General features: G+C 62.2%; 21 protein-coding genes. 13 read left to right on the forward strand and 8 right to left on the reverse strand.

Going from position 1 to position 17481, the window contains the following annotated elements; translation table 11 throughout:
- Positions 1 to 179 precede the first annotated feature (179 nt).
- From hslU to hslV, 4 genes are read right to left on the reverse strand one after another with little or no spacing between them, the layout of a single operon-like run.
- Positions 180 to 1493, reverse strand: a complete 1314-nt coding sequence (gene hslU / locus NMG70_RS08620) for an ATP-dependent protease ATPase subunit HslU (RefSeq protein ID WP_254024114.1) — start codon at positions 1491 to 1493, stop codon at positions 180 to 182.
- A 4-nt stretch (positions 1494 to 1497) separates the two neighbouring features.
- Positions 1498 to 2097 carry a DUF2585 domain-containing protein gene (locus NMG70_RS08625; protein ID WP_202364995.1) on the reverse strand — a complete coding sequence of 200 codons (600 nt, stop codon included), beginning with the start codon at positions 2095 to 2097 and terminating at the stop codon, positions 1498 to 1500.
- Positions 2098 to 2137: 40 nt separating this feature from the next.
- Positions 2138 to 2668, reverse strand: a complete 531-nt coding sequence (locus tag NMG70_RS08630; protein WP_301555144.1) for a GNAT family N-acetyltransferase — start codon at positions 2666 to 2668, stop codon at positions 2138 to 2140.
- Positions 2669 to 2719: 51 nt separating this feature from the next.
- Positions 2720 to 3271 carry an ATP-dependent protease subunit HslV gene (gene hslV, locus NMG70_RS08635; protein WP_254024115.1) on the reverse strand — a complete coding sequence of 184 codons (552 nt, stop codon included), beginning with the start codon at positions 3269 to 3271 and terminating at the stop codon, positions 2720 to 2722.
- A gap of 240 nt (positions 3272 to 3511) precedes the next feature.
- Here hslV and hisB point away from each other — a divergent pair, with 240 nt between their 5' ends.
- The 10 genes from hisB (at position 3512) to NMG70_RS08685 (ending at position 9964) form a co-directional block, all read left to right on the forward strand.
- Positions 3512 to 4111 (forward strand): imidazoleglycerol-phosphate dehydratase HisB, encoded by a 600-nt coding sequence (gene hisB, locus NMG70_RS08640; RefSeq protein ID WP_254024116.1) that lies wholly within the window; start codon positions 3512 to 3514, stop codon positions 4109 to 4111.
- Positions 4112 to 4114: 3 nt separating this feature from the next.
- Complete coding sequence (locus NMG70_RS08645; protein ID WP_254024117.1) at positions 4115 to 4591, forward strand: DUF2628 domain-containing protein; 477 nt, start codon at positions 4115 to 4117, stop codon at positions 4589 to 4591.
- Between the two features lies 1 nt (position 4592).
- Positions 4593 to 5243 carry an imidazole glycerol phosphate synthase subunit HisH gene (gene hisH / locus NMG70_RS08650; RefSeq protein ID WP_254024118.1) on the forward strand — a complete coding sequence of 217 codons (651 nt, stop codon included), beginning with the start codon at positions 4593 to 4595 and terminating at the stop codon, positions 5241 to 5243.
- 4 nt (positions 5244 to 5247) lie between these two features.
- The gene (locus tag NMG70_RS08655) at positions 5248 to 5538 is read left to right on the forward strand and encodes a DUF1330 domain-containing protein (protein ID WP_023796919.1); all 291 of its coding nucleotides are present in this window, start codon (positions 5248 to 5250) and stop codon (positions 5536 to 5538) included.
- Between the two features lie 3 nt (positions 5539 to 5541).
- A complete protein-coding gene (hisA, locus tag NMG70_RS08660; RefSeq protein ID WP_254024119.1) occupies positions 5542 to 6291 on the forward strand; it encodes a 1-(5-phosphoribosyl)-5-[(5-phosphoribosylamino)methylideneamino]imidazole-4-carboxamide isomerase in 750 nt (249 codons plus the stop codon).
- The gene (locus tag NMG70_RS08665) at positions 6288 to 7124 is read left to right on the forward strand and encodes an arginase family protein (RefSeq protein ID WP_254024120.1); all 837 of its coding nucleotides are present in this window, start codon (positions 6288 to 6290) and stop codon (positions 7122 to 7124) included. The genes hisA and NMG70_RS08665 overlap by 4 nt, the downstream gene beginning before the upstream one ends.
- Entirely contained in the window at positions 7121 to 7915 is a 795-nt protein-coding gene (hisF, locus tag NMG70_RS08670; RefSeq protein ID WP_254024500.1) for an imidazole glycerol phosphate synthase subunit HisF, read from the forward strand. The genes NMG70_RS08665 and hisF overlap by 4 nt, the downstream gene beginning before the upstream one ends.
- A gap of 60 nt (positions 7916 to 7975) precedes the next feature.
- A complete protein-coding gene (locus NMG70_RS08675) occupies positions 7976 to 8302 on the forward strand; it encodes a phosphoribosyl-ATP diphosphatase (protein ID WP_254016349.1) in 327 nt (108 codons plus the stop codon).
- Between the two features lie 24 nt (positions 8303 to 8326).
- Complete coding sequence (coaA, locus tag NMG70_RS08680) at positions 8327 to 9286, forward strand: type I pantothenate kinase (protein WP_128182569.1); 960 nt, start codon at positions 8327 to 8329, stop codon at positions 9284 to 9286.
- Positions 9287 to 9475: 189 nt separating this feature from the next.
- Positions 9476 to 9964, forward strand: coding sequence for a GtrA family protein (locus NMG70_RS08685; RefSeq protein WP_254024501.1), 489 nt, complete (start codon positions 9476 to 9478; stop codon positions 9962 to 9964).
- Positions 9965 to 10011: 47 nt separating this feature from the next.
- On the opposite strand, the gene NMG70_RS08690 is transcribed toward NMG70_RS08685, so the two are convergent.
- The 4 genes from NMG70_RS08690 to NMG70_RS08705 form a co-directional block, all read right to left on the reverse strand.
- Complete coding sequence (locus NMG70_RS08690) at positions 10012 to 10629, reverse strand: alpha-ketoglutarate-dependent dioxygenase AlkB (protein ID WP_254024121.1); 618 nt, start codon at positions 10627 to 10629, stop codon at positions 10012 to 10014.
- 261 nt (positions 10630 to 10890) lie between these two features.
- Positions 10891 to 11364, reverse strand: a complete 474-nt coding sequence (gene lysM / locus NMG70_RS08695; protein ID WP_254024122.1) for a peptidoglycan-binding protein LysM — start codon at positions 11362 to 11364, stop codon at positions 10891 to 10893.
- A 185-nt stretch (positions 11365 to 11549) separates the two neighbouring features.
- Positions 11550 to 11987 carry an alternative ribosome rescue aminoacyl-tRNA hydrolase ArfB gene (arfB, locus tag NMG70_RS08700; RefSeq protein ID WP_254024123.1) on the reverse strand — a complete coding sequence of 146 codons (438 nt, stop codon included), beginning with the start codon at positions 11985 to 11987 and terminating at the stop codon, positions 11550 to 11552.
- Between the two features lie 122 nt (positions 11988 to 12109).
- Positions 12110 to 13720 (reverse strand): phosphoenolpyruvate carboxykinase, encoded by a 1611-nt coding sequence (locus NMG70_RS08705; protein ID WP_254024124.1) that lies wholly within the window; start codon positions 13718 to 13720, stop codon positions 12110 to 12112.
- Between the two features lie 342 nt (positions 13721 to 14062).
- Between NMG70_RS08705 and NMG70_RS08710 the strand changes: the two genes are divergently transcribed.
- The 3 genes from NMG70_RS08710 to NMG70_RS08720 all read left to right on the forward strand — a co-directional run bounded on the left by NMG70_RS08710 (position 14063) and on the right by NMG70_RS08720 (position 17328).
- A complete protein-coding gene (locus NMG70_RS08710) occupies positions 14063 to 14764 on the forward strand; it encodes a response regulator transcription factor (protein WP_023796909.1) in 702 nt (233 codons plus the stop codon).
- 142 nt (positions 14765 to 14906) lie between these two features.
- On the forward strand, positions 14907 to 16688 hold the full coding sequence (locus NMG70_RS08715) for a sensor histidine kinase (RefSeq protein WP_301555142.1): 1782 nt from the start codon (positions 14907 to 14909) through the stop codon (positions 16686 to 16688).
- Between the two features lie 178 nt (positions 16689 to 16866).
- A complete protein-coding gene (locus NMG70_RS08720) occupies positions 16867 to 17328 on the forward strand; it encodes an HPr kinase/phosphorylase (RefSeq protein WP_254024125.1) in 462 nt (153 codons plus the stop codon).
- The last annotated feature ends 153 nt before the right edge of the window (positions 17329 to 17481 follow it).

A 17481-nucleotide genomic window follows, 5' to 3' on the forward strand; every position in this document is an offset into this window, starting at 1 on the left:
CCCTTTGCACGTCCAACTGATGCGCGGCGCTGGTGTTGCCGGCAAACTAGGTAAAGCTGGAACGGGAGTCGAGAGCCCCGTCGCCCGGCAAGACAAAAGCTGGCCAGATGCTTCCATTTGGCCACACGTCCCGGAACGTGCCGGCTCCGCCGGCCCGACTCTTGCGGATGGATCGCCTGCTACAGGATGAATCGCGACAGATCCGTGTTTCTGGACAGGTCGCCGACATGCGTCTCCACATAGGCGGCGTCGACTGTCACCGACGTGCCGTGGCGGTCCGGCGCGTCATAGGAGATCTCGTCCAGCACCCGCTCCATCACCGTCTGCAGCCGCCTGGCGCCAATGTTCTCGACGCTGGCGTTGAGATCGACGGCGATGCCGGCCAGTGAATCGATGGCGTCGTCGGTGAAGACGAGATCGACGCCCTCGGTCTTCATCAGCGCGATGTACTGCTTGATCAGGCTGGCCTCGGTCTCGGTCAGGATGCGGACGAAATCGTCCTTCTCCAGCGCACGCAGCTCGACGCGGATCGGCAGACGGCCCTGCAGTTCGGGCAGCAGATCGGATGGCTTGGCAACGTGGAACGCGCCCGATGCGATGAACAGGATGTGATCCGTCTTCACCGGTCCGTATTTGGTCGCGACCGTGGTGCCCTCGACAAGCGGCAGCAGGTCGCGCTGCACGCCTTCGCGGGAAACACCGGCGCCCATGCCGCCTTCGCGCGAGGCGATCTTGTCGATCTCGTCGAGGAAGACGATGCCGTCGTTTTCGGTCGATTCGAGCGCCCTGCGCACCACCTCATCCTGGTCGAGCAGCTTGTCGGACTCGTCGCCGACCAGCACCGCGTAGGATTCCTTCACCGTCGTCTTGCGCGTCTTGGTCTTCTGGCCGCCCATCGCTTTCGACAACATGTCGTTGATGTTCAACACGCCGATATTGGCGCCCGGCATGCCGGGAATCTCGAAGCCGGGCATGCCGCCAGTGCCGGTGTCGCTCACTTCGATCTCGATCTCCTTGTCGTCGAGCTCGCCGTCGCGCAGCTTCTTGCGGAAGCTGTCGCGCGTCGCCGGGCTCGCCGTCTTGCCGACGAGCGCTTCCAGCACGCGTTCCTCGGCATTGATATGGGCGCGCGCCTTGACGTCCTCGCGCATCTTCTCGCGCACCAGCCCGATGGCGATCTCGACCAGGTCGCGGATGATCTGCTCGACGTCGCGGCCGACATAGCCGACCTCGGTGAACTTGGTCGCCTCGACCTTGACGAACGGCGCACCAGCAAGGCGCGCCAGGCGGCGCGAGATCTCGGTCTTGCCGACGCCGGTTGGGCCGATCATCAGGATGTTCTTCGGCATCACTTCTTCACGCATCTGGCCTTCGAGCTGCTGGCGGCGCCAGCGGTTGCGCAAGGCGATGGCCACGGCACGCTTGGCATCCTTCTGGCCGATGATAAAGCGATCGAGTTCCGAAACGATTTCGCGGGGCGAGAATGTCGTCATATCGCTAAATTCCACTTTGCCACTGCCGGATGGACTCGAACGGATGCAGCAGCATGATCACGTTGAGTGTCAGATTGTCCCTGATGATGTAGCCGACACCGAATTCGAAGATGAGAGCGAGGGTCACGATCACCCATATAGGAAGCCTGCGCGCCATCACAAATCCCAGCACCATCGCCAGCGTGTCGGCCACCGAATTGATGATGCTGTCGCCATAGTAATCCAGGGAAATTGTGCCGGCGCGGTAGCGCTCGATAATCAACGGGCTGTTCTCGAGAAGCTCCCAGCCGCCCTCTATGACGACGGCAAATGCCAGCCTGAGCCCGATCGGCGAACGCGGGAACAGAGCCCACGCCAGCGCGTAGAACAGGAAGCCGTGGATGATGTGCGAGAATGTGTACCAGTCGGAAATATGCTGGGAATTTTCCGAGCTCTGGACGATGCCGTGCCACAGCTTGACATAGCCGCATTCGCAAATCGGCGTTCGGCCCATGCCGTAAAGGGCTCCAGCCTGGAATATAATCAGGCCGAGGACGAGCAGAAGTCCCATCCGCCAGCTGTCTTCATAGGCCGAGACGGTCTTGTCGGCGCCGCTTGTGCTCATGCTGGTACTGCCCCTCTTCGGCGCCTTATTCGGCGTCGCCCTATTCGATATTGCCCGCTTGGGCGTCGCCCTCTTCCGCGTCAATCGCCATCAGCACGGCGTCGCCATATTCCGATTGCCTGCGATCGATAGCTGTGAATCCGGCCTTTTCATAGGCACGGATCGCTCGTCCGTTGGACGGATCCGGATCGATGATGACACGCGGTGCCCCTTCTTCGAACAGCTGTTCCACGAACTGACGGACAATTGCCGACCCGTGCCCGCGTCCGACAAGCTCGGGCCTGCCGATCGACAGATCGATGCCGAGCGTGCCGAACGGCTGGTCGCTGTAGGGATGACCGTCCTCCAGATGCGGGTCGTAGCTCTGCATGTAGCCGATCGGCTCGCCGTCGAGCTCGATGATCAGCGGTTCGACGGAAATGCTGTCGATGTGCTTGCGGATCTGCGCGATCTCCGTCTCGGGATCGTCCCACCACTCCGCCACATGTGGCTCGGCCAGCCATGCCGCGATCATCGGCAGGTCCGCTTCCGTCACCGGTCGAAAATCATATCTATTCTCTTGTTTGGCTATGATCTCCTCCGAAATCGGTTGCCACTTTTCGGGATATGGCCAGCGGCCGGCTCAGCCGGCATCGAGGGTTTCGATGACAAAATTGTTGTTGGTGTAGACGCAAATGTCGGATGCGATCTGCATCGCCTTGCGGGCGATTTCTTCGGCATCCTTGTCGCTGTCCATCAGCGCGCGCGCCGCGGCCAGCGCATAATTGCCGCCTGAACCGATGGCCATGACGCCATGTTCGGGTTCGAGCACGTCGCCGGTGCCGGTCAGCGCCAGCGAGACCGACTTGTCGGCAACCAGCATCATCGCTTCCAGCCGGCGCAGATAGCGGTCGGTGCGCCAATCCTTGGCGAGTTCGACGCAGGCCCGCGTCAATTGCTCCGGATATTGTTCGAGCTTGGCCTCCAGCCGCTCCAGAAGCGTGAAGGCGTCAGCGGTGGCGCCGGCGAAACCGGCAATGACATTGCCGCTTTTGCCGATGCGGCGCACCTTCTTGGCGTTGCCTTTCATGATGGTCTGGCCGAGACTGACCTGGCCGTCGCCGGCAATCACCACCTTGCCGCCCTTGCGCACCGTCACGATGGTCGTGGCGTGCATGGTCAATTCGTCAGACATTTTCTGCTCCGATCGGCACCGGCCCCGGAAAGGCGATTGGCGCGTTACGAGTGACTTGATCGACCATATGTATGCATAGGTCCAATGATTGCCAACCGGCCATCAGCAAGGCTCGATATCCCCTGGCACGGCAACTGGCAATCGCCGGATCATGCTGCTAGAAGGCTCTCGTTTTCAAGCACGTCGACGCTTTCAAGCATGTGGACGCTTGGAACGCCTGAACTCTGGACAAGGATGAGCATGCCGCCCCGTTCCGCCAACGCAAGCCGCAAGACCAAGGAAACCGACATCTCCGTATCGGTCCAGGTCGACGGCTCCGGAAAATCCGATATTTCGACGGGCGTCGGCTTCTTCGACCACATGCTGGACCAGCTGTCGCGCCATTCGCTGATCGACATGACGGTCAAGGCCAAGGGCGATTTGCACATAGACGACCACCACACGGTCGAGGACACCGGCATCGCTCTCGGTCAGGCGCTGGCCAAGGCACTGGGCGAGCGGCGCGGCATCATGCGCTATGCCTCGATAGATCTCGCCATGGACGAGACGCTGACGCGCGCGGCGATCGACGTTTCCGGCCGTCCTTACCTTGTCTGGAACGTCGCGTTCTCGTCGCCGAAGATCGGCACGTTCGACACCGAACTGGTGCGCGAATTCTTCCAGGCTCTGGCGCAAAATGCCGGCATCACGCTGCATGTCACCAACCACTGCGGCGCCAACAATCACCATATCGCCGAGACCTGCTTCAAGGCGGTGGCGCGTGCGCTGCGTTTCGCGCTTGAAAGCGACCCGCGCCAGCCTGACGCGGTTCCTTCCACCAAGGGATCTCTGAAGGGATAGGCCATGGCCGTCTATGTCGTGATGGAACCGCCGGGCCGCGGCGAAAAGCCTGACACAACGGCCTTTGTCCGTGATGGGTTTTCCTGGCTTGGCTTCCTCGTGCCGCCGCTATGGCTGCTCTGGCACCGGTTGTGGATCGAGGCAGCACTGGCGTTTGTCGCCATGGCTCTGCTTTCGATGCTTGCCGAAGGGCTGAGCCTTGGGCTGGCCGGCCCGCTGCTGTCGCTGCTGGTATCGTTCTTTGTCGGGCTGGAAGGCCAGGCCTTGCGGATCGCCGCACTGCGCCGTCGTGGCTGGCACGAATGGGGCGTCGTCGATGCCGACAGGCTCGACGATGCCGATACGCGCTATGTGCTGGAAGCCGAAGCGCATGCGGATGAGCAAGTGCCAGTGCCGCGCATCGTTCCGGACGCGGCCCATGCCCGGCCGGCGCAGACGGGAATGGTGCTCGGACTGACGCACACGCCGGGAAGACCCTGACATGCGGGTGGCGATCATCGATTATGGCTCGGGCAACCTGCGCTCGGCCACCAAGGCCTTCGAGCGCGCCGCGCACGAGGCCGGTATCGCCGCCGCCATCGACCTGACCGCCGATGCCGAGCGTGTCAGAACCGCCGACCGCATCGTCCTGCCCGGAGTCGGCGCCTATGCCGATTGCGCGGCCGGGCTGCGCGCTGTGGCCGGCATGTGGGAGGCGGTTGAGGAGGTCGCGATCGTCAAGCGGCGGCCGTTCCTCGGCATCTGCGTCGGCATGCAGCTGATGTCGGAGCGTGGCCTGGAAAAGACTGTTACGACAGGCTTTGGCTGGATCGCCGGCGACGTCAAGGAGATCACCCCGGCCGATCCTGCGCTGAAGATCCCGCAGATCGGCTGGAACACGATCGAGCTCACGCGCAAGCATCCACTGTTTTCCGGCATTCCGACCGGCAGCAAGGGGCTGCACGCCTATTTTGTTCATTCCTACCATCTCGACGCGCAGAAGCCGGACGAGGTGCTGGCGTTTGCCGCCTATGGTGGTCCGGTTACAGCTGCTGTCGCACGCGACAATCTCGCCGGCACGCAGTTTCATCCCGAAAAGAGCCAGGCGCTTGGCCTGGCGCTGATCACCAATTTTCTGCGCTGGAGGCCTTAGGAACATGAGCAAGAAAGGCTACTGGATGGCGATGGTCGATGTCCGCGATCCCGAGGGCTATAAGCAGTATATCGAGGCGAACGCGGCGGCGTTTGCGAAATATGGTGCGAAGTTTCCCGTGCGTGCGGGGCGTTACGCGAACCCGGAAGGGCCGACAGGCAACCGCCACGTCCTGGTGGAGTTCGAGTCCTACGACAAGGCGATAGAATGCTACGAATCGCCTGAATACCGGGAGGCATTGAAGTATAGGCTTGCCGCCTCGACCGGTCACTTCGTCATTGTTGAAGGCGCCTGAACGGTGATCCTGTTCCCGGCCATCGATCTCAAGGACGGCAAGTGCGTCCGCCTGAAGCACGGCGATATGGCGACCGCGACGATTTACAATGACGACCCGGCGGCCCAGGGCAGGGCCTTCGAGCAACAGGGCTTTGAATGGCTGCATGTCGTCGACCTCAACGGCGCCTTCAAGGGCCAGAGCGTCAACGGCGCGGCGGTCGGCGCCATTCTCAAGGCAACGAAAAACCCGGTGCAGCTCGGCGGCGGCATCCGCACCCTGGCGCAGGTCGAGGACTGGCTCGATCGCGGGCTGGCCCGGATCATTCTCGGCACGGTGGCCGTGCGCGATCCGGATCTGGTCAGGCAGGCCTGCAAGGCATTCCCGGGCAAGATCGCCGTCGGCATCGACGCCAAGGGCGGCAAGGTGGCGGTCGAGGGCTGGGCCGAGGCCTCCAGTCTCGGCGTCATCGAACTGGCGAAGAAGTTCGAGGGCGCCGGCGTTGCCGCCATCATCTACACCGACATCGACCGCGACGGTGTGCTGACCGGCATCAACTGGGACGCCACCATCGATCTTGCCGACGCCGTGTCTATCCCGGTCATCGCCTCCGGCGGGCTCGCCTCGATCGCCGACATCGTGCGCATGACGATGCCCGACGCGCAAAAGCTCGAAGGCGCAATCTCAGGGCGTGCACTTTATGACGGACGTATCGACCCGGCCGAGGCATTGGCGATCCTGGCGGCCGGACCGGAGAAGGCGAGGGCGCGATGAAACTTTCGATCATCCTCGCACCCTATGACAGCGGCCTCTACCATGCCGGCTTTGGCCAGGGCCCCGACGCCATCATTGCCGGCGGCCTTGTCGATGAACTTGCCTTGCGCGGCCATGATGTCGTCGTCGAGGACATCGGCGAGGTCGGCGATGCCCAGAAGCGCGAAATCGCGACAGGTTTCGCGGTTTGTCGGGCAGTTGCCACCAAGGTTGACATGGCGCGCGACGATGAGCGTTTTCCCATCGTGCTCACCGGAAATTGCCTGACCGCCGCCGGTGCAGTGGCTGGCGATGCCGCTGATTCGCTCATCTGGATCGATCAGCATGGTGACCTCAATACGCCCGAGACGTCTGCCTACGGCTTTCTCGACGGCATGGCGCTGGCGACGACGCTGGGGCTCTGCTGGCGGCCGATGACGTCAGCGATTCCCGGCTTCAAGGCGATCGACCCGTCGCGGTGCATGCTGGTCGACGCGCGCGACCTCGATCCAGATGAAAGGCGGCTTCTGGAGACGTTGCCGATCATTCGCGCCCAATGGACCGATGCACTCGACAATATCGGAAAGCTCAAGGCGGCCGGCGCGGCCCAAGCGCATTTGCATCTTGATCTGGATGTTCACGATCCGGATGTGCTGCAAGTGAACCGCTATGCGCTGCCGGGAGGTCCAAATCCGGAGCAGCTGCGGCAACTGGTTTGCGGGCTGGCCAAGTCGATCCCGATCGTCGGCATCACCCTGTCCGCCTACGATCCTGCCTTTGACGCCAAGGGGGAGGTTCCGCCTGTCGTTGGGCAATTGCTTGGCGATTTTTTTGCCGCACATGCGAGGATCTGATGCTGAAGGCCCGCGTCATCCCCTGTCTCGACGTCAAGAACGGCCGCGTCGTCAAAGGCGTCAATTTCGTCGACTTGATCGATGCCGGCGATCCGGTCGAGGCGGCAAGGGCCTATGATACCGCCGGCGCCGACGAGCTCTGCTTCCTCGACATCACCGCTTCGTCCGAAAATCGCGAAACCATCTTCGACATCGTCGCCCGCACCGCCGAACAATGCTTCATGCCGCTGACCGTCGGCGGCGGCGTGCGCCAGATCGCCGACATAAGAAAGCTGCTTTTGGCCGGCGCCGACAAGGTATCGATCAATACGGCGGCGGTGAAGAATCCCGATTTCGTCTCCGAGGCGGCCGACAAGTTCGGCAACCAGTGCATCGTCGTCGCCATCGATGCCAAGAAAGTGTCGGGCGAAGGCGAGGTCGACCGCTGGAAGATTTTCACCCATGGCGGCCGCGAGAAGACCGGCATCGACGCGGTCGAATTCGCTCAGCAGATGGTCGATCGCGGCGCCGGCGAGATCCTGCTGACGTCGATGGATCGCGACGGCACCAAGGCCGGCTACGACATCGCGCTCACCCGCGCGGTCGCCGACGCCGTGCGTGCGCCGGTCATCGCCTCCGGCGGCGTCGGCACGCTCGATCACATGGTCGAGGGCATTCGCGACGGCCATGCCGGCGCGGTGCTGGCGGCATCGATCTTCCATTTCGGCACCTACAGCATTGCCGAAGCCAAGGCGCATATGGCCCGCGCCGGCCTGCCGATGCGACTGGACACCCCAGGAGATCGGCTCTAAAGCAAAGTGGGAGCCGGTTTTCGGGAAAGATCATGCTTAAACAAGCAGATAGATGGCGCCATGGCTGAGTTTTCGCTCTCCGAGCTAGAGACAATCATCAGGGAACGCGCGCATTCCGGCGATCCGGAGTCGTGGACGGCAAAGCTGTTCGCGCGCGGCATCGACAAGGCGGCACAGAAGCTCGGCGAAGAGGCGGTCGAAACGGTAATCGCGGCCGTTGGCGGTGACAGACAAGCCCTCGTTTCGGAAAGCGCCGATCTCATCTATCATTGGCTCGTCGTTCTGGGCGTCGCCGGCGTTCCGCTTGCCGATGTCCTGACCGAACTCGAACGCCGCACCGGTCGTTCGGGTATCGCCGAAAAGGCGTCTCGGCAGGACCGGGGCTGATCGCTGCGGAGGGTAGGAAACTCGATGGACCAACTCGCCCCCACCGAGAAATATTCGCCCTTCCGTTTTTTCTCGGCGGAGCAATGGTCGCAGTTCCGCGCCGACACGCCGATGACGCTCGGCGAGGACGAGGTCCGTCGCCTGCGTTCGCTCAACGACCCGGTCGACCTCGAAGAGGTCAAGCGCATCTATCTTTCGCTGTCCCGGCTGTTGTCGGCCCATGTGGAGGCGAGCCAGCTTCTCTTCAGGCAGCGCCAGGCCTTCTTCAACGCGATGGATGTCGTCAAAACGCCCTTCATCATCGGCATTGCCGGCTCTGTCGCGGTCGGCAAATCGACAACGGCTCGCGTGCTCAAGGAATTGCTGGCGCGCTGGCCGTCGAGCCCCAAGGTCGATCTGATCACCACAGACGGCTTCCTGCTTCCCAACGAAATCCTGCGCCGCAACAATCTGATGGAACGCAAGGGCTTTCCCGACAGCTATGACGTCGGCGCATTGCTGCGTTTCCTGTCGGGCATCAAATCGGCGCAGCGCAATGTCCGCGCACCGGTCTATTCGCACCTGACCTACGACGTCGTTCCCGGCGAGTTCCAGACTATCGACCGGCCCGATATATTGATCTTCGAAGGCATCAACGTGCTGCAGCCGGGCAAGCTGCCGAAAGACGGCAAGATCGTGCCTTTCCTGTCGGATTTCTTTGACTTCGCCATCTATATCGATGCCGAGGAGGAGCTGATCCATCAATGGTACATCGCCCGCTTCATGCGGCTGCGCGAGACCGCCTTCCGCGATCCGGACTCCTTCTTCCACCGCTATTCGCAACTTTCGCAAGCAGCGGCCCGCGCCATCGCGGAAGGCCTGTGGGCCAACATCAATCTGAAGAATTTGCGCGAGAACATCCTGCCGACGCGAGCCCGCGCCGATCTCATCCTGCGCAAGGGCGCCAATCATCTGGTCGAGGAAGTGGCGCTCAGGAAGCTGTAACGAAGCGGTTAACGGCGCTTTAATGCATGTCGCGCAAAAGTGTGCAGCGGTTTTGCGATAACGACATGCATAAAACAACGACCTAAAGCGCGTCGCATGAAGCCGGTCAAACGCGACGCGCTTTAGGCAGTGCCCGCTATCGTTCGATTGCCATTCCAGAGCATTTGTCGGGAGCAGCCGGTGATCAAAATGCCTGCATTGCGCCGGCCTGACATTTCCGCCTGGCGCGGAACACTTGCTCCGCGCCGGCTTCTCAAATTCGCCGCGGTGGGGCTTGCGGCCACAGCGCTCTACGCGCTTTGTGCCAGCCTCTTCACCAGTGCCGGGTCAACATACCTGCCGCCGGCCACAGCCTCCGTCGCCGCCTATGCGATCGCGGCAATATTCTCCTATCTCGGCCACAAGTTCTTCACCTTCATGTCGGCCGGCTCGCATCAATTCGAAGCGCCGCGTTTCGCCGTGCTGACTGGATTCGGCCTTGCCATCGCCTATCTCCTTCCGCTGCTCCTCGTCGGGCAGTTCGGCCTGCCCGTCGCGAGTCCGATCCTGCTCACCTGTATTCTCATCCCGGTGGTCAACTTTGTCGTTCTCGAACGCTGGATTTTTTCCGCCCGTGCAGCGGCGGGCCTGGGCCGTGACACGAAGCGGGTGCCGGTTTTGGGAAAGTCCGATGCCTGAAAAAAGTGACAGAGCGGCGATACGGCTCGACTTGAAAGTCCGCCGCTCTAGCCAGGATAGGTCACCCGCCGCAGCGTCAGGTTGATCCGCCCGCCATTCCTGAGCAGTGCCGAGGTCGACGGATAGATACGGTCGACGCCGTGGAAACAGAGGCGGCCTTCACCGCCAAGCACGACGACGTCGCCGCTTTTCAGCCTGAACGATTTGGTGCCGCCTTGGCGCGTGCTCTGGCCGACCCTGAACAGGCAATCGTCGCCCAGTGAAACGGAGACGACCGGCGCGGAGAAATCGATCTCGTCGCGGTCCTGATGAAGGCCCATCGTCGCGTCCGGCGAATAGAAATTGACCAGGCAAGCCTCCGGCGGATGCGGATAGGCAGACACCTCGCGCCACAGTTCCAGCAGCACGTCCGGGATCGGCGGCCAGGGCGTTCCGGTCACCGGGTGCGTCGGCTGGTAGCGATAGCCGCGCTCCTTATCGGTGACCCAGCCAAGCGAACCGCAATTGGTCATTCGCACGCTCATCTCCTTGCCGGTGCGCGGCATCGCCGGCACGAACAGCGGCGCCTCCTGCACGACCTGCCTCACATCCTCGACCAGCGCTTCCTGCACCGCGCGGGACAGATAGCCGGGCATGTGGCGGACGCCTTTGGGCAGAACGAGCATGGTCGCTTGGTCCGTTGGTCTGCAAACACCCAGAATGCCACCATCAAATGAAAACGGCGACCCGAAAGCCGCCGTTCTTGTCCGTGGATGCAATCACCAGCTTAAGGTGTGGTGAGATTCAGCTCAGGCCGAGCCGGAGTCGAAGACGGGCGCGAAGCGACCAAACAAGTGGTTTCCGACAAACGGAGCGGAGCGTGCTTAAGCACGTGAGCACCGGAAACCGCCGTTTGCAGGCCGGCCTCAGCTGAATGTCAACATAGCTTAGTCGAGGTCCGGGATGCGCAGAACCTGCCCCGGATAGATCTTGTCGGGGTCGGTCAGCATCGGCTTGTTGGCCTCGAAAATGATCGTGTTCTTCGCACCCTTGCCCTTGCCATAGCTCTTTTCGGCGATCTTCCAGAGATTGTCGCCTTTCTTGACCGTGTAGAAGGTCGGTTCCTTGGCCGGGGCGGCGGGCGTGCCGGCCTCGGGTGCGGCGACCTGCAATTCATCCGCCTGCACCTTGGACACGCCGAGCGTGTTGCCGACGGCGATGACGGCCTTTTCGAAGATCGACTGATCCTTGACTACGCCTTTCAGCACAGCCGTATCGCCTTTGACGTCGACTTCCACATTGTCGGTGCCGAGCGCGTGCGAATCGAGTTCCTTCTTCAGCGTATCGGCCGTCGGCTCCGGTTCATCGTCGCCGAAGCCGAGCTTCTTGCCGACGCCCTTGACGAAATCAAACATGCCCATCTGCGGTCTCCTTGCTGTGACGAATACCGAACTTGCCACCTGCAACCTCGAATTGGAAGCGATCTCGACCGCGATCGATGTCGCGCCTGCCGCATCGGCCCGAAACTCGGAATCGGTTCTTCGAAAAACATGATGCGTGGCTGCAAAATGTCAGGGCGCGCCTTGTGCGTTCAGGTGGACGCACGTCAATCGTCGTCCACCCGACCGCGCAGCTTCTTGATTGTGCCGCGCCCAGCCTTGGTCTTCAGCCGCCTTTCGACCGCGCCTTTCGAAGGCCTCGTCTTCTTGCGCGGCGGCGGCGGCGGTTCGGCGGCCCTGGCGACCAGTTCGGCAAGCCGCGCCCGGGCGTCCGCCCGGTTCTGCTCTTGCGTGCGGAAGCGTCCGGCCTCGATGACGATGACGCCGTCCTTGGTAGCGCGCTGGCCGGCCAGCTTTATAGTTCGCGCGCGGACGCGCTCCGACAGGCCCGGCGCATTCGCCGCATCGAAGCGCAATTGCACCGCCGTCGCCACCTTGTTGACGTTCTGGCCGCCGGGGCCGGACGAGCGGATGAAGTCCTCGTGCAGGTCATCCGGATGGATCACCGCATCGTCGGCAATGATGATCTTGTCGTCGGCGTTCATGCCGCAGTCATGGCGCGGCGAACGAAAAAAGAAAAGGCCCGATCCCCGCGGGTCGGGCCTTCCCCCGGGTCGGGCCTTCCCGATCCCGATCCCGGGTCGGACCTTCCAGACGCAGCGGCTACTTACTCCGCGGCTTCGCGCATGCGCGGCGCGGCGCCGAGCACGACGGCGTCGACATGAGGTTCGAATTTTTCGAAATTGATGGCGAACATGCCGACCAGCCTCGCCGCCTGCAGGTCATAAGCTGAGGTATCGGCCCATGTCGATCTTGGATCGAGAATGGCACGGTCGACGCCCGCGACCGCCACCGGCACTTCGAAACCAAAATTGGCGTCGGTCCGGTAATCGGCCCCTTTCAGCGAGCCCTCGAGCGCCGCGGCAAGCAGCGCCCGCGTCGCCTTGATCGGCATTCGCTTGCCGGTGCCGTAGGCGCCGCCGGTCCAGCCGGTGTTGACCAGCCAGCAATCGACACCGTGATGGGCGATCAGCTCGCGCAGCAGATTGCCGTATTCCGACGGATGGCGCGGCATGAACGGTGCGCCGAAACAGGTCGAAAACGTCGCTTCGGGTTCGGTGACGCCCTTTTCGGTCCCTGCCACCTTGGCGGTGTAGCCGGAGAGGAAATGATACATCGCCTGCGCCGGGGTCAGCCGGGCGATCGGCGGCATCACGCCGAATGCATCGGCGGTCAGCATGATGATGTTTTTCGGGTGACCGGCGCGGCCCGTCTTGCTGGCGTTGGGGATGAAGTGGAGCGGATAGGCGCAGCGCGTGTTTTCAGTGAGATTGCCGTCGTCGAAATCCGGCACGCGGCCCGCGTCGAGCACCACATTCTCCAGCACCGTGCCGAAGCGTTGGGTGGTGGCGAAGATCTCCGGCTCGGCTTCGGCCGAGAGCTTTATCGTCTTGGCATAGCAGCCGCCTTCGAAGTTGAAGATACCATGCGGACCCCAGCCGTGCTCGTCGTCGCCGACCAGCGTGCGCGATGGATCGGCCGACAGCGTCGTCTTGCCGGTTCCCGAGAGGCCGAAGAAGATGGCCGCGTCTCCGCCGGCGCCTTCATTGGCCGAACAATGCATCGGCATCACTCCCTTCGCCGGCAACAGATAGTTGAGCACGGTGAACACCGATTTTTTCATTTCGCCGGCATAGGAGGTGCCGCCGATCAGCACGATCATGCGCGAGAGATCGACGGCGATCACCGTTCCGGTTCGGGTGCCGTGGCGGACGGGATCGGCACGGAACGACGGCAGGTCGATGATCGTCAAGTCGGGCACGAAATGCTCGAGTTCGGCGGCTTTCGGGCGAATGAGCAGATTGCGGATGAACAAGGAGTGCCAGGCAAGCTCCGTGACGACCCTGGTGGTCAGCTTCAAATCCTCATCGGCGCCGCCGACCAGGTCCTGCACATAAAGGTCTTTTTCCGCCGCATGGGCGCGAAAATCGGCGAGCAGCGTGTCGAACTGAGCCGGCGAAATCGCCTTGTTGTTGTCCCACCATACATGCGGCCCGGTGATCTCGTCGCGCACGACGAACTTGTCCTTGGGCGAGCGGCCGGTGTGCTGCCCGGTCTCGGCGACGAGCGCGCCATGCGCGGTAAGCCGGGCTTCGCCGCGGCGGATCGCTTCCTCGTAAAGGACGGCCTCGCCGAAATTATAGCGCACCGCGCCGGTGGTATTCAGGCCGATCCGGTCGATCGCCCATGCGGGATTGCGTTTGCCGGCTTCCGACATGAGGGTTCCTTCTTCGATTGCAGCATCCTGGCCGGCGAACTTCCGGAGCCCCCACGACGGGGACTGTAACGGTCAGAACCAGAAAAGCCAAATGATATCAAATATTTAATCGATTTAAACATTTTGAAAGTTGTTTAAATCGTTTATATGTGCGAAAAATCAGGCGATTGCCCGAAGGATTGGCGGTCTATATCGGTCCGATCCATGTTGAGGTGAGATTGTGGCCGCCGGCATGCCGCTCGTGACAGCGGACGAAGCCTGTGCCACATTTTGTACCTAATTTGTCCTGCAAAAGCCCCTTCTCGACCAAAGAAGGGACAGCTCATGAGGGAGCCACTTGAAATGGCAACAATCGCGCTTGTCGATGACGACCGCAACATTCTGACTTCGGTGTCGATCGCCCTCGAATCGGAGGGGTATCGCGTCGAAACCTATACGGATGGGGCGTCGGCGCTGGAAGGTCTGGCGGCGCGCCCGCCGAATCTCGCCATCCTCGACATCAAGATGCCGCGCATGGACGGCATGGAGCTTCTGCGCCGGATGCGCCAGAAATCCGACCTGCCGGTGATCTTCCTGACGTCCAAGGACGACGAGATCGATGAGCTTTTCGGCCTCAAGATGGGTGCCGACGACTTTATCCGCAAACCCTTCTCGCAGCGTCTTCTGGTCGAGCGGGTTCGCGCAGTGCTGCGCCGTGCCAGCGCCCGCGAGGCGTCGGCCAAGACGCCCAACCAGCAGGCCCGTTCGCTTGAGCGCGGCCAGCTTGTCATGGACCAGGAGCGCCACACCTGCACCTGGAAAGGCGAGCCGGTGACGCTTACGGTCACCGAATTCCTGATCCTGCATTCTCTGGCCCAGCGCCCCGGTGTGGTAAAAAGCCGTGATGCGCTGATGGATTCGGCCTATGATGAGCAGGTCTATGTCGATGACCGCACCATCGACAGTCACATCAAGCGGCTTCGCAAGAAGTTCAAGGCCGTCGATGATGACTTCGAGATGATCGAAACCCTTTACGGAGTCGGATATCGGTTCCGCGAAGCTTGAATTGATGCATGTCGCCCAAAAGCGGTCCCGGTTTTGGGACAACGACATGTTCAAAACGCCAATGCATGTCGCTCAAAAGTGGTCCCGGTTTTGGGGCAACGACATGCATCAAACTAAAGACTGAGCCGGGGGCTGCTATTCGATGGCAGTGGACGTAGAGCGAGTGAGACGGACGGGCGCCCGGCGCCCGTCGCGGATTCTGCCCGCATTCCTGTCGAGGATCACGGTGCCGATGCGCCGCTTCCTCGGCCACCATATCTTTTCCAGCCTGACGCGGCGCATTCTCTTCCTCAACCTCGCCGGCCTGGCCGTCCTGGTTACCGGCATCCTCTACCTCAACACGTTTCGCGACGGGCTGATCGATGCCCGCGTCGAGAGCCTGATGACCCAGGGCGAGATCATCGCCGGCGCGATCGCGGCATCGGCGACGGTCGAGACCGATTCGATCAGCATCGATCCGGAAAAGCTGCTTGAACTGCAGGCCGGCGAAAGCTTGGGCCCTGGCTCCGATCAGCTCGACAATCTGGACTTTCCGATCAATCCGGAGCGCGTCGCGCCGGTGCTCAGGCGGTTGATTTCGCCGACGCGGACGCGCGCCCGGATCTATGACCGCGACGCCAATCTGCTGCTCGATTCGCGCCACCTCTATTCGCGCGGCCAGATCCTTCGCTACGATCTGCCGCCGACCGACAAGGAAGAGCCCGATCTTCTCGAGCGAATCCAGAAATTCGTCTTCGACTTCTTCCGCAACACCGCGCTGCCGGTCTACCATGAGCAGCCGGGCGGCAACGGCGCTGCATTTCCCGAGGTGGTCAAGGCGCTTACCGGCAGCCCGTCGACTATCGTCCGGATCTCCGAACAGGGCGAGCAGATTGTTTCGGTCGCCGTGCCGATCCAGCGCTTCCGCGCCGTCCTCGGCGTGCTGATGCTGTCGACGGAAGGCGGCGATATCGACAAGATCGTCGCGGCCGAGCGCAAGGCGATCCTGCGCGTCTTCGGCATCGCCGCCCTTGTCACCGCCATCCTGTCGATGCTGCTTGCTTCGACCATCGCCAACCCGCTGCGCCGGCTGTCGGCGGCGGCGGTCAGGGTGCGGCGCGGCGTCAAGAATCGCGAGGAAATCCCGGACTTCTCCGATCGGCAGGACGAGATCGGCAATCTGTCGATCGCCGTGCGCGACATGACCAATGCGCTCTACGCCCGCATCGAGGCGATCGAAAGCTTCGCGGCTGACGTCTCGCACGAATTGAAGAACCCGCTGACCTCGCTGCGCAGCGCCGTAGAGACCCTGCCTCTGGCTAAGAACGAGGCGTCGCGCGCCCGGCTGATGGAGATCATCCAGCACGACGTCAGGCGGCTGGATCGCCTCATCACCGACATTTCCGATGCCTCCCGCCTTGATGCCGAGCTCGCGCGCGAAGACGCAGGAACCGTAGATCTCAAGAAATTCATCACGGATCTGGTCGACGTTTCGCGCACGGCCACGCGCAACAAGAAGACGGTCGACATCGAGTTCAAGGTCGCCAAACTGCCGCAGGGCGTCAAAGGCTACTTCGTCGCCGGCCATGATTTGCGGATCGGCCAGGTCGTCACCAATCTGATCGAGAATGCCCGCTCCTTCGTTCCTGGGGAGCGCGGCCACATCGCCATATCGCTGGCGCGCGCCGGCAAGGTCAACATCATCACCGTCGACGACAATGGTCCCGGTATAAGGGCCGACAACATCGACCGCATCTTCGAACGCTTCTACACCGACCGGCCGGCCGGCGAGGCGTTCGGCCAGAACTCGGGTCTTGGCCTGTCGATCAGCAGGCAGATCGTCGAAGCCCATGGCGGCACGCTGACCGCCGAGAACATCCCGGGCACCAAACCCGGCGAGATCAAGGGCGCACGTTTCGTCGTGACACTGCCGGCGGAAGGCTGACGAATGATCCCGAAAAGTGGGAACCGGTTTTCGGACAAGATCATGCGTGACCAAAAAGCCATGATCCCGAAAAGTGGGAACCGGTTTTCGGACGAGATCATGCGTGAACCAATAAGCATCATCCCGAACCGAAGGTCCGCGCAGCGAAAAATGGGGACCGGTTTTTTCGGGCACGATAATGCCTGATCCAACTGTGCAGGCTGAGAACATTCACGGCACGGCGATCTTGATCGGCGAGCGTGGTGTCCTCATCACGGGACCGTCCGGCTCGGGCAAGACGACGCTGGCGCTCGCCCTCATCGATCATTGCCGCCAACGTGGATTGTTTTCGCGGCTGATCGGTGACGACAGGCTCCTCGCGGCCGATCACGCGGGGCGGCTGGTCTGCCGGGTGCCCGCTCCCATCGCTGGCCTCGCCGAGGTGCCCGGATTCGGCCCGCGGCCATTGTCGTTCGAGCCCGGCGGCGTGATCGACCTTTGCGTCCGGCTGGTCCCGGCAAGCGAAATGGACCGCTTCCAGGAAGATGCCAGCGAGCCCATCGCGGGCTGTCCGGTGCCGCGTATCGATCTTGCCGAACGCAATGTTCCGGCGGCCTTGCCGGCCGTGATGGCGCGGCTGTCAATTGCGCCTTTCGTATGATCCGATTTCGAATTGTTGCTGCAATGCGTCAAAATGGCCTGCGCCTGTGCAATTTTGGGCTTGTCAACGCGCCTCGCGTCGACAAGATAGCGCTCCCGCCGCCCGAAAAGGCCGGCGAACATGAAGCGCCTATGAAGCGGCGATGACGGGAGC

The organism is Mesorhizobium ventifaucium, from assembly GCF_935822925.1.
Classification (GTDB): Bacteria; Pseudomonadota; Alphaproteobacteria; order Rhizobiales; family Rhizobiaceae; genus Mesorhizobium; species Mesorhizobium ventifaucium.

Coding starts and splice junctions, on each gene's coding strand:
- hslU (WP_254024114.1), bottom strand. CDS start 1,493: ATGACGACATTCTCGCCCCGCGAAATCGTTTCGGAACTCGATCGCTTT.
- NMG70_RS08625 (WP_202364995.1), bottom strand. CDS start 2,097: ATGAGCACAAGCGGCGCCGACAAGACCGTCTCGGCCTATGAAGACAGC.
- hslV (WP_254024115.1), bottom strand. CDS start 3,271: ATGTCTGACGAATTGACCATGCACGCCACGACCATCGTGACGGTGCGC.
- hisB (WP_254024116.1), top strand. CDS start 3,512: ATGCCGCCCCGTTCCGCCAACGCAAGCCGCAAGACCAAGGAAACCGAC.
- NMG70_RS08645 (WP_254024117.1), top strand. CDS start 4,115: ATGGCCGTCTATGTCGTGATGGAACCGCCGGGCCGCGGCGAAAAGCCT.
- hisH (WP_254024118.1), top strand. CDS start 4,593: ATGCGGGTGGCGATCATCGATTATGGCTCGGGCAACCTGCGCTCGGCC.
- NMG70_RS08655 (WP_023796919.1), top strand. CDS start 5,248: ATGAGCAAGAAAGGCTACTGGATGGCGATGGTCGATGTCCGCGATCCC.
- NMG70_RS08665 (WP_254024120.1), top strand. CDS start 6,288: ATGAAACTTTCGATCATCCTCGCACCCTATGACAGCGGCCTCTACCAT.
- NMG70_RS08675 (WP_254016349.1), top strand. CDS start 7,976: ATGGCTGAGTTTTCGCTCTCCGAGCTAGAGACAATCATCAGGGAACGC.
- coaA (WP_128182569.1), top strand. CDS start 8,327: ATGGACCAACTCGCCCCCACCGAGAAATATTCGCCCTTCCGTTTTTTC.
- NMG70_RS08685 (WP_254024501.1), top strand. CDS start 9,476: ATGCCTGCATTGCGCCGGCCTGACATTTCCGCCTGGCGCGGAACACTT.
- NMG70_RS08690 (WP_254024121.1), bottom strand. CDS start 10,629: ATGCTCGTTCTGCCCAAAGGCGTCCGCCACATGCCCGGCTATCTGTCC.
- lysM (WP_254024122.1), bottom strand. CDS start 11,364: ATGGGCATGTTTGATTTCGTCAAGGGCGTCGGCAAGAAGCTCGGCTTC.
- arfB (WP_254024123.1), bottom strand. CDS start 11,987: ATGAACGCCGACGACAAGATCATCATTGCCGACGATGCGGTGATCCAT.
- NMG70_RS08705 (WP_254024124.1), bottom strand. CDS start 13,720: ATGTCGGAAGCCGGCAAACGCAATCCCGCATGGGCGATCGACCGGATC.
- NMG70_RS08710 (WP_023796909.1), top strand. CDS start 14,063: ATGGCAACAATCGCGCTTGTCGATGACGACCGCAACATTCTGACTTCG.
- NMG70_RS08715 (WP_301555142.1), top strand. CDS start 14,907: ATGGCAGTGGACGTAGAGCGAGTGAGACGGACGGGCGCCCGGCGCCCG.
- NMG70_RS08720 (WP_254024125.1), top strand. CDS start 16,867: ATGCCTGATCCAACTGTGCAGGCTGAGAACATTCACGGCACGGCGATC.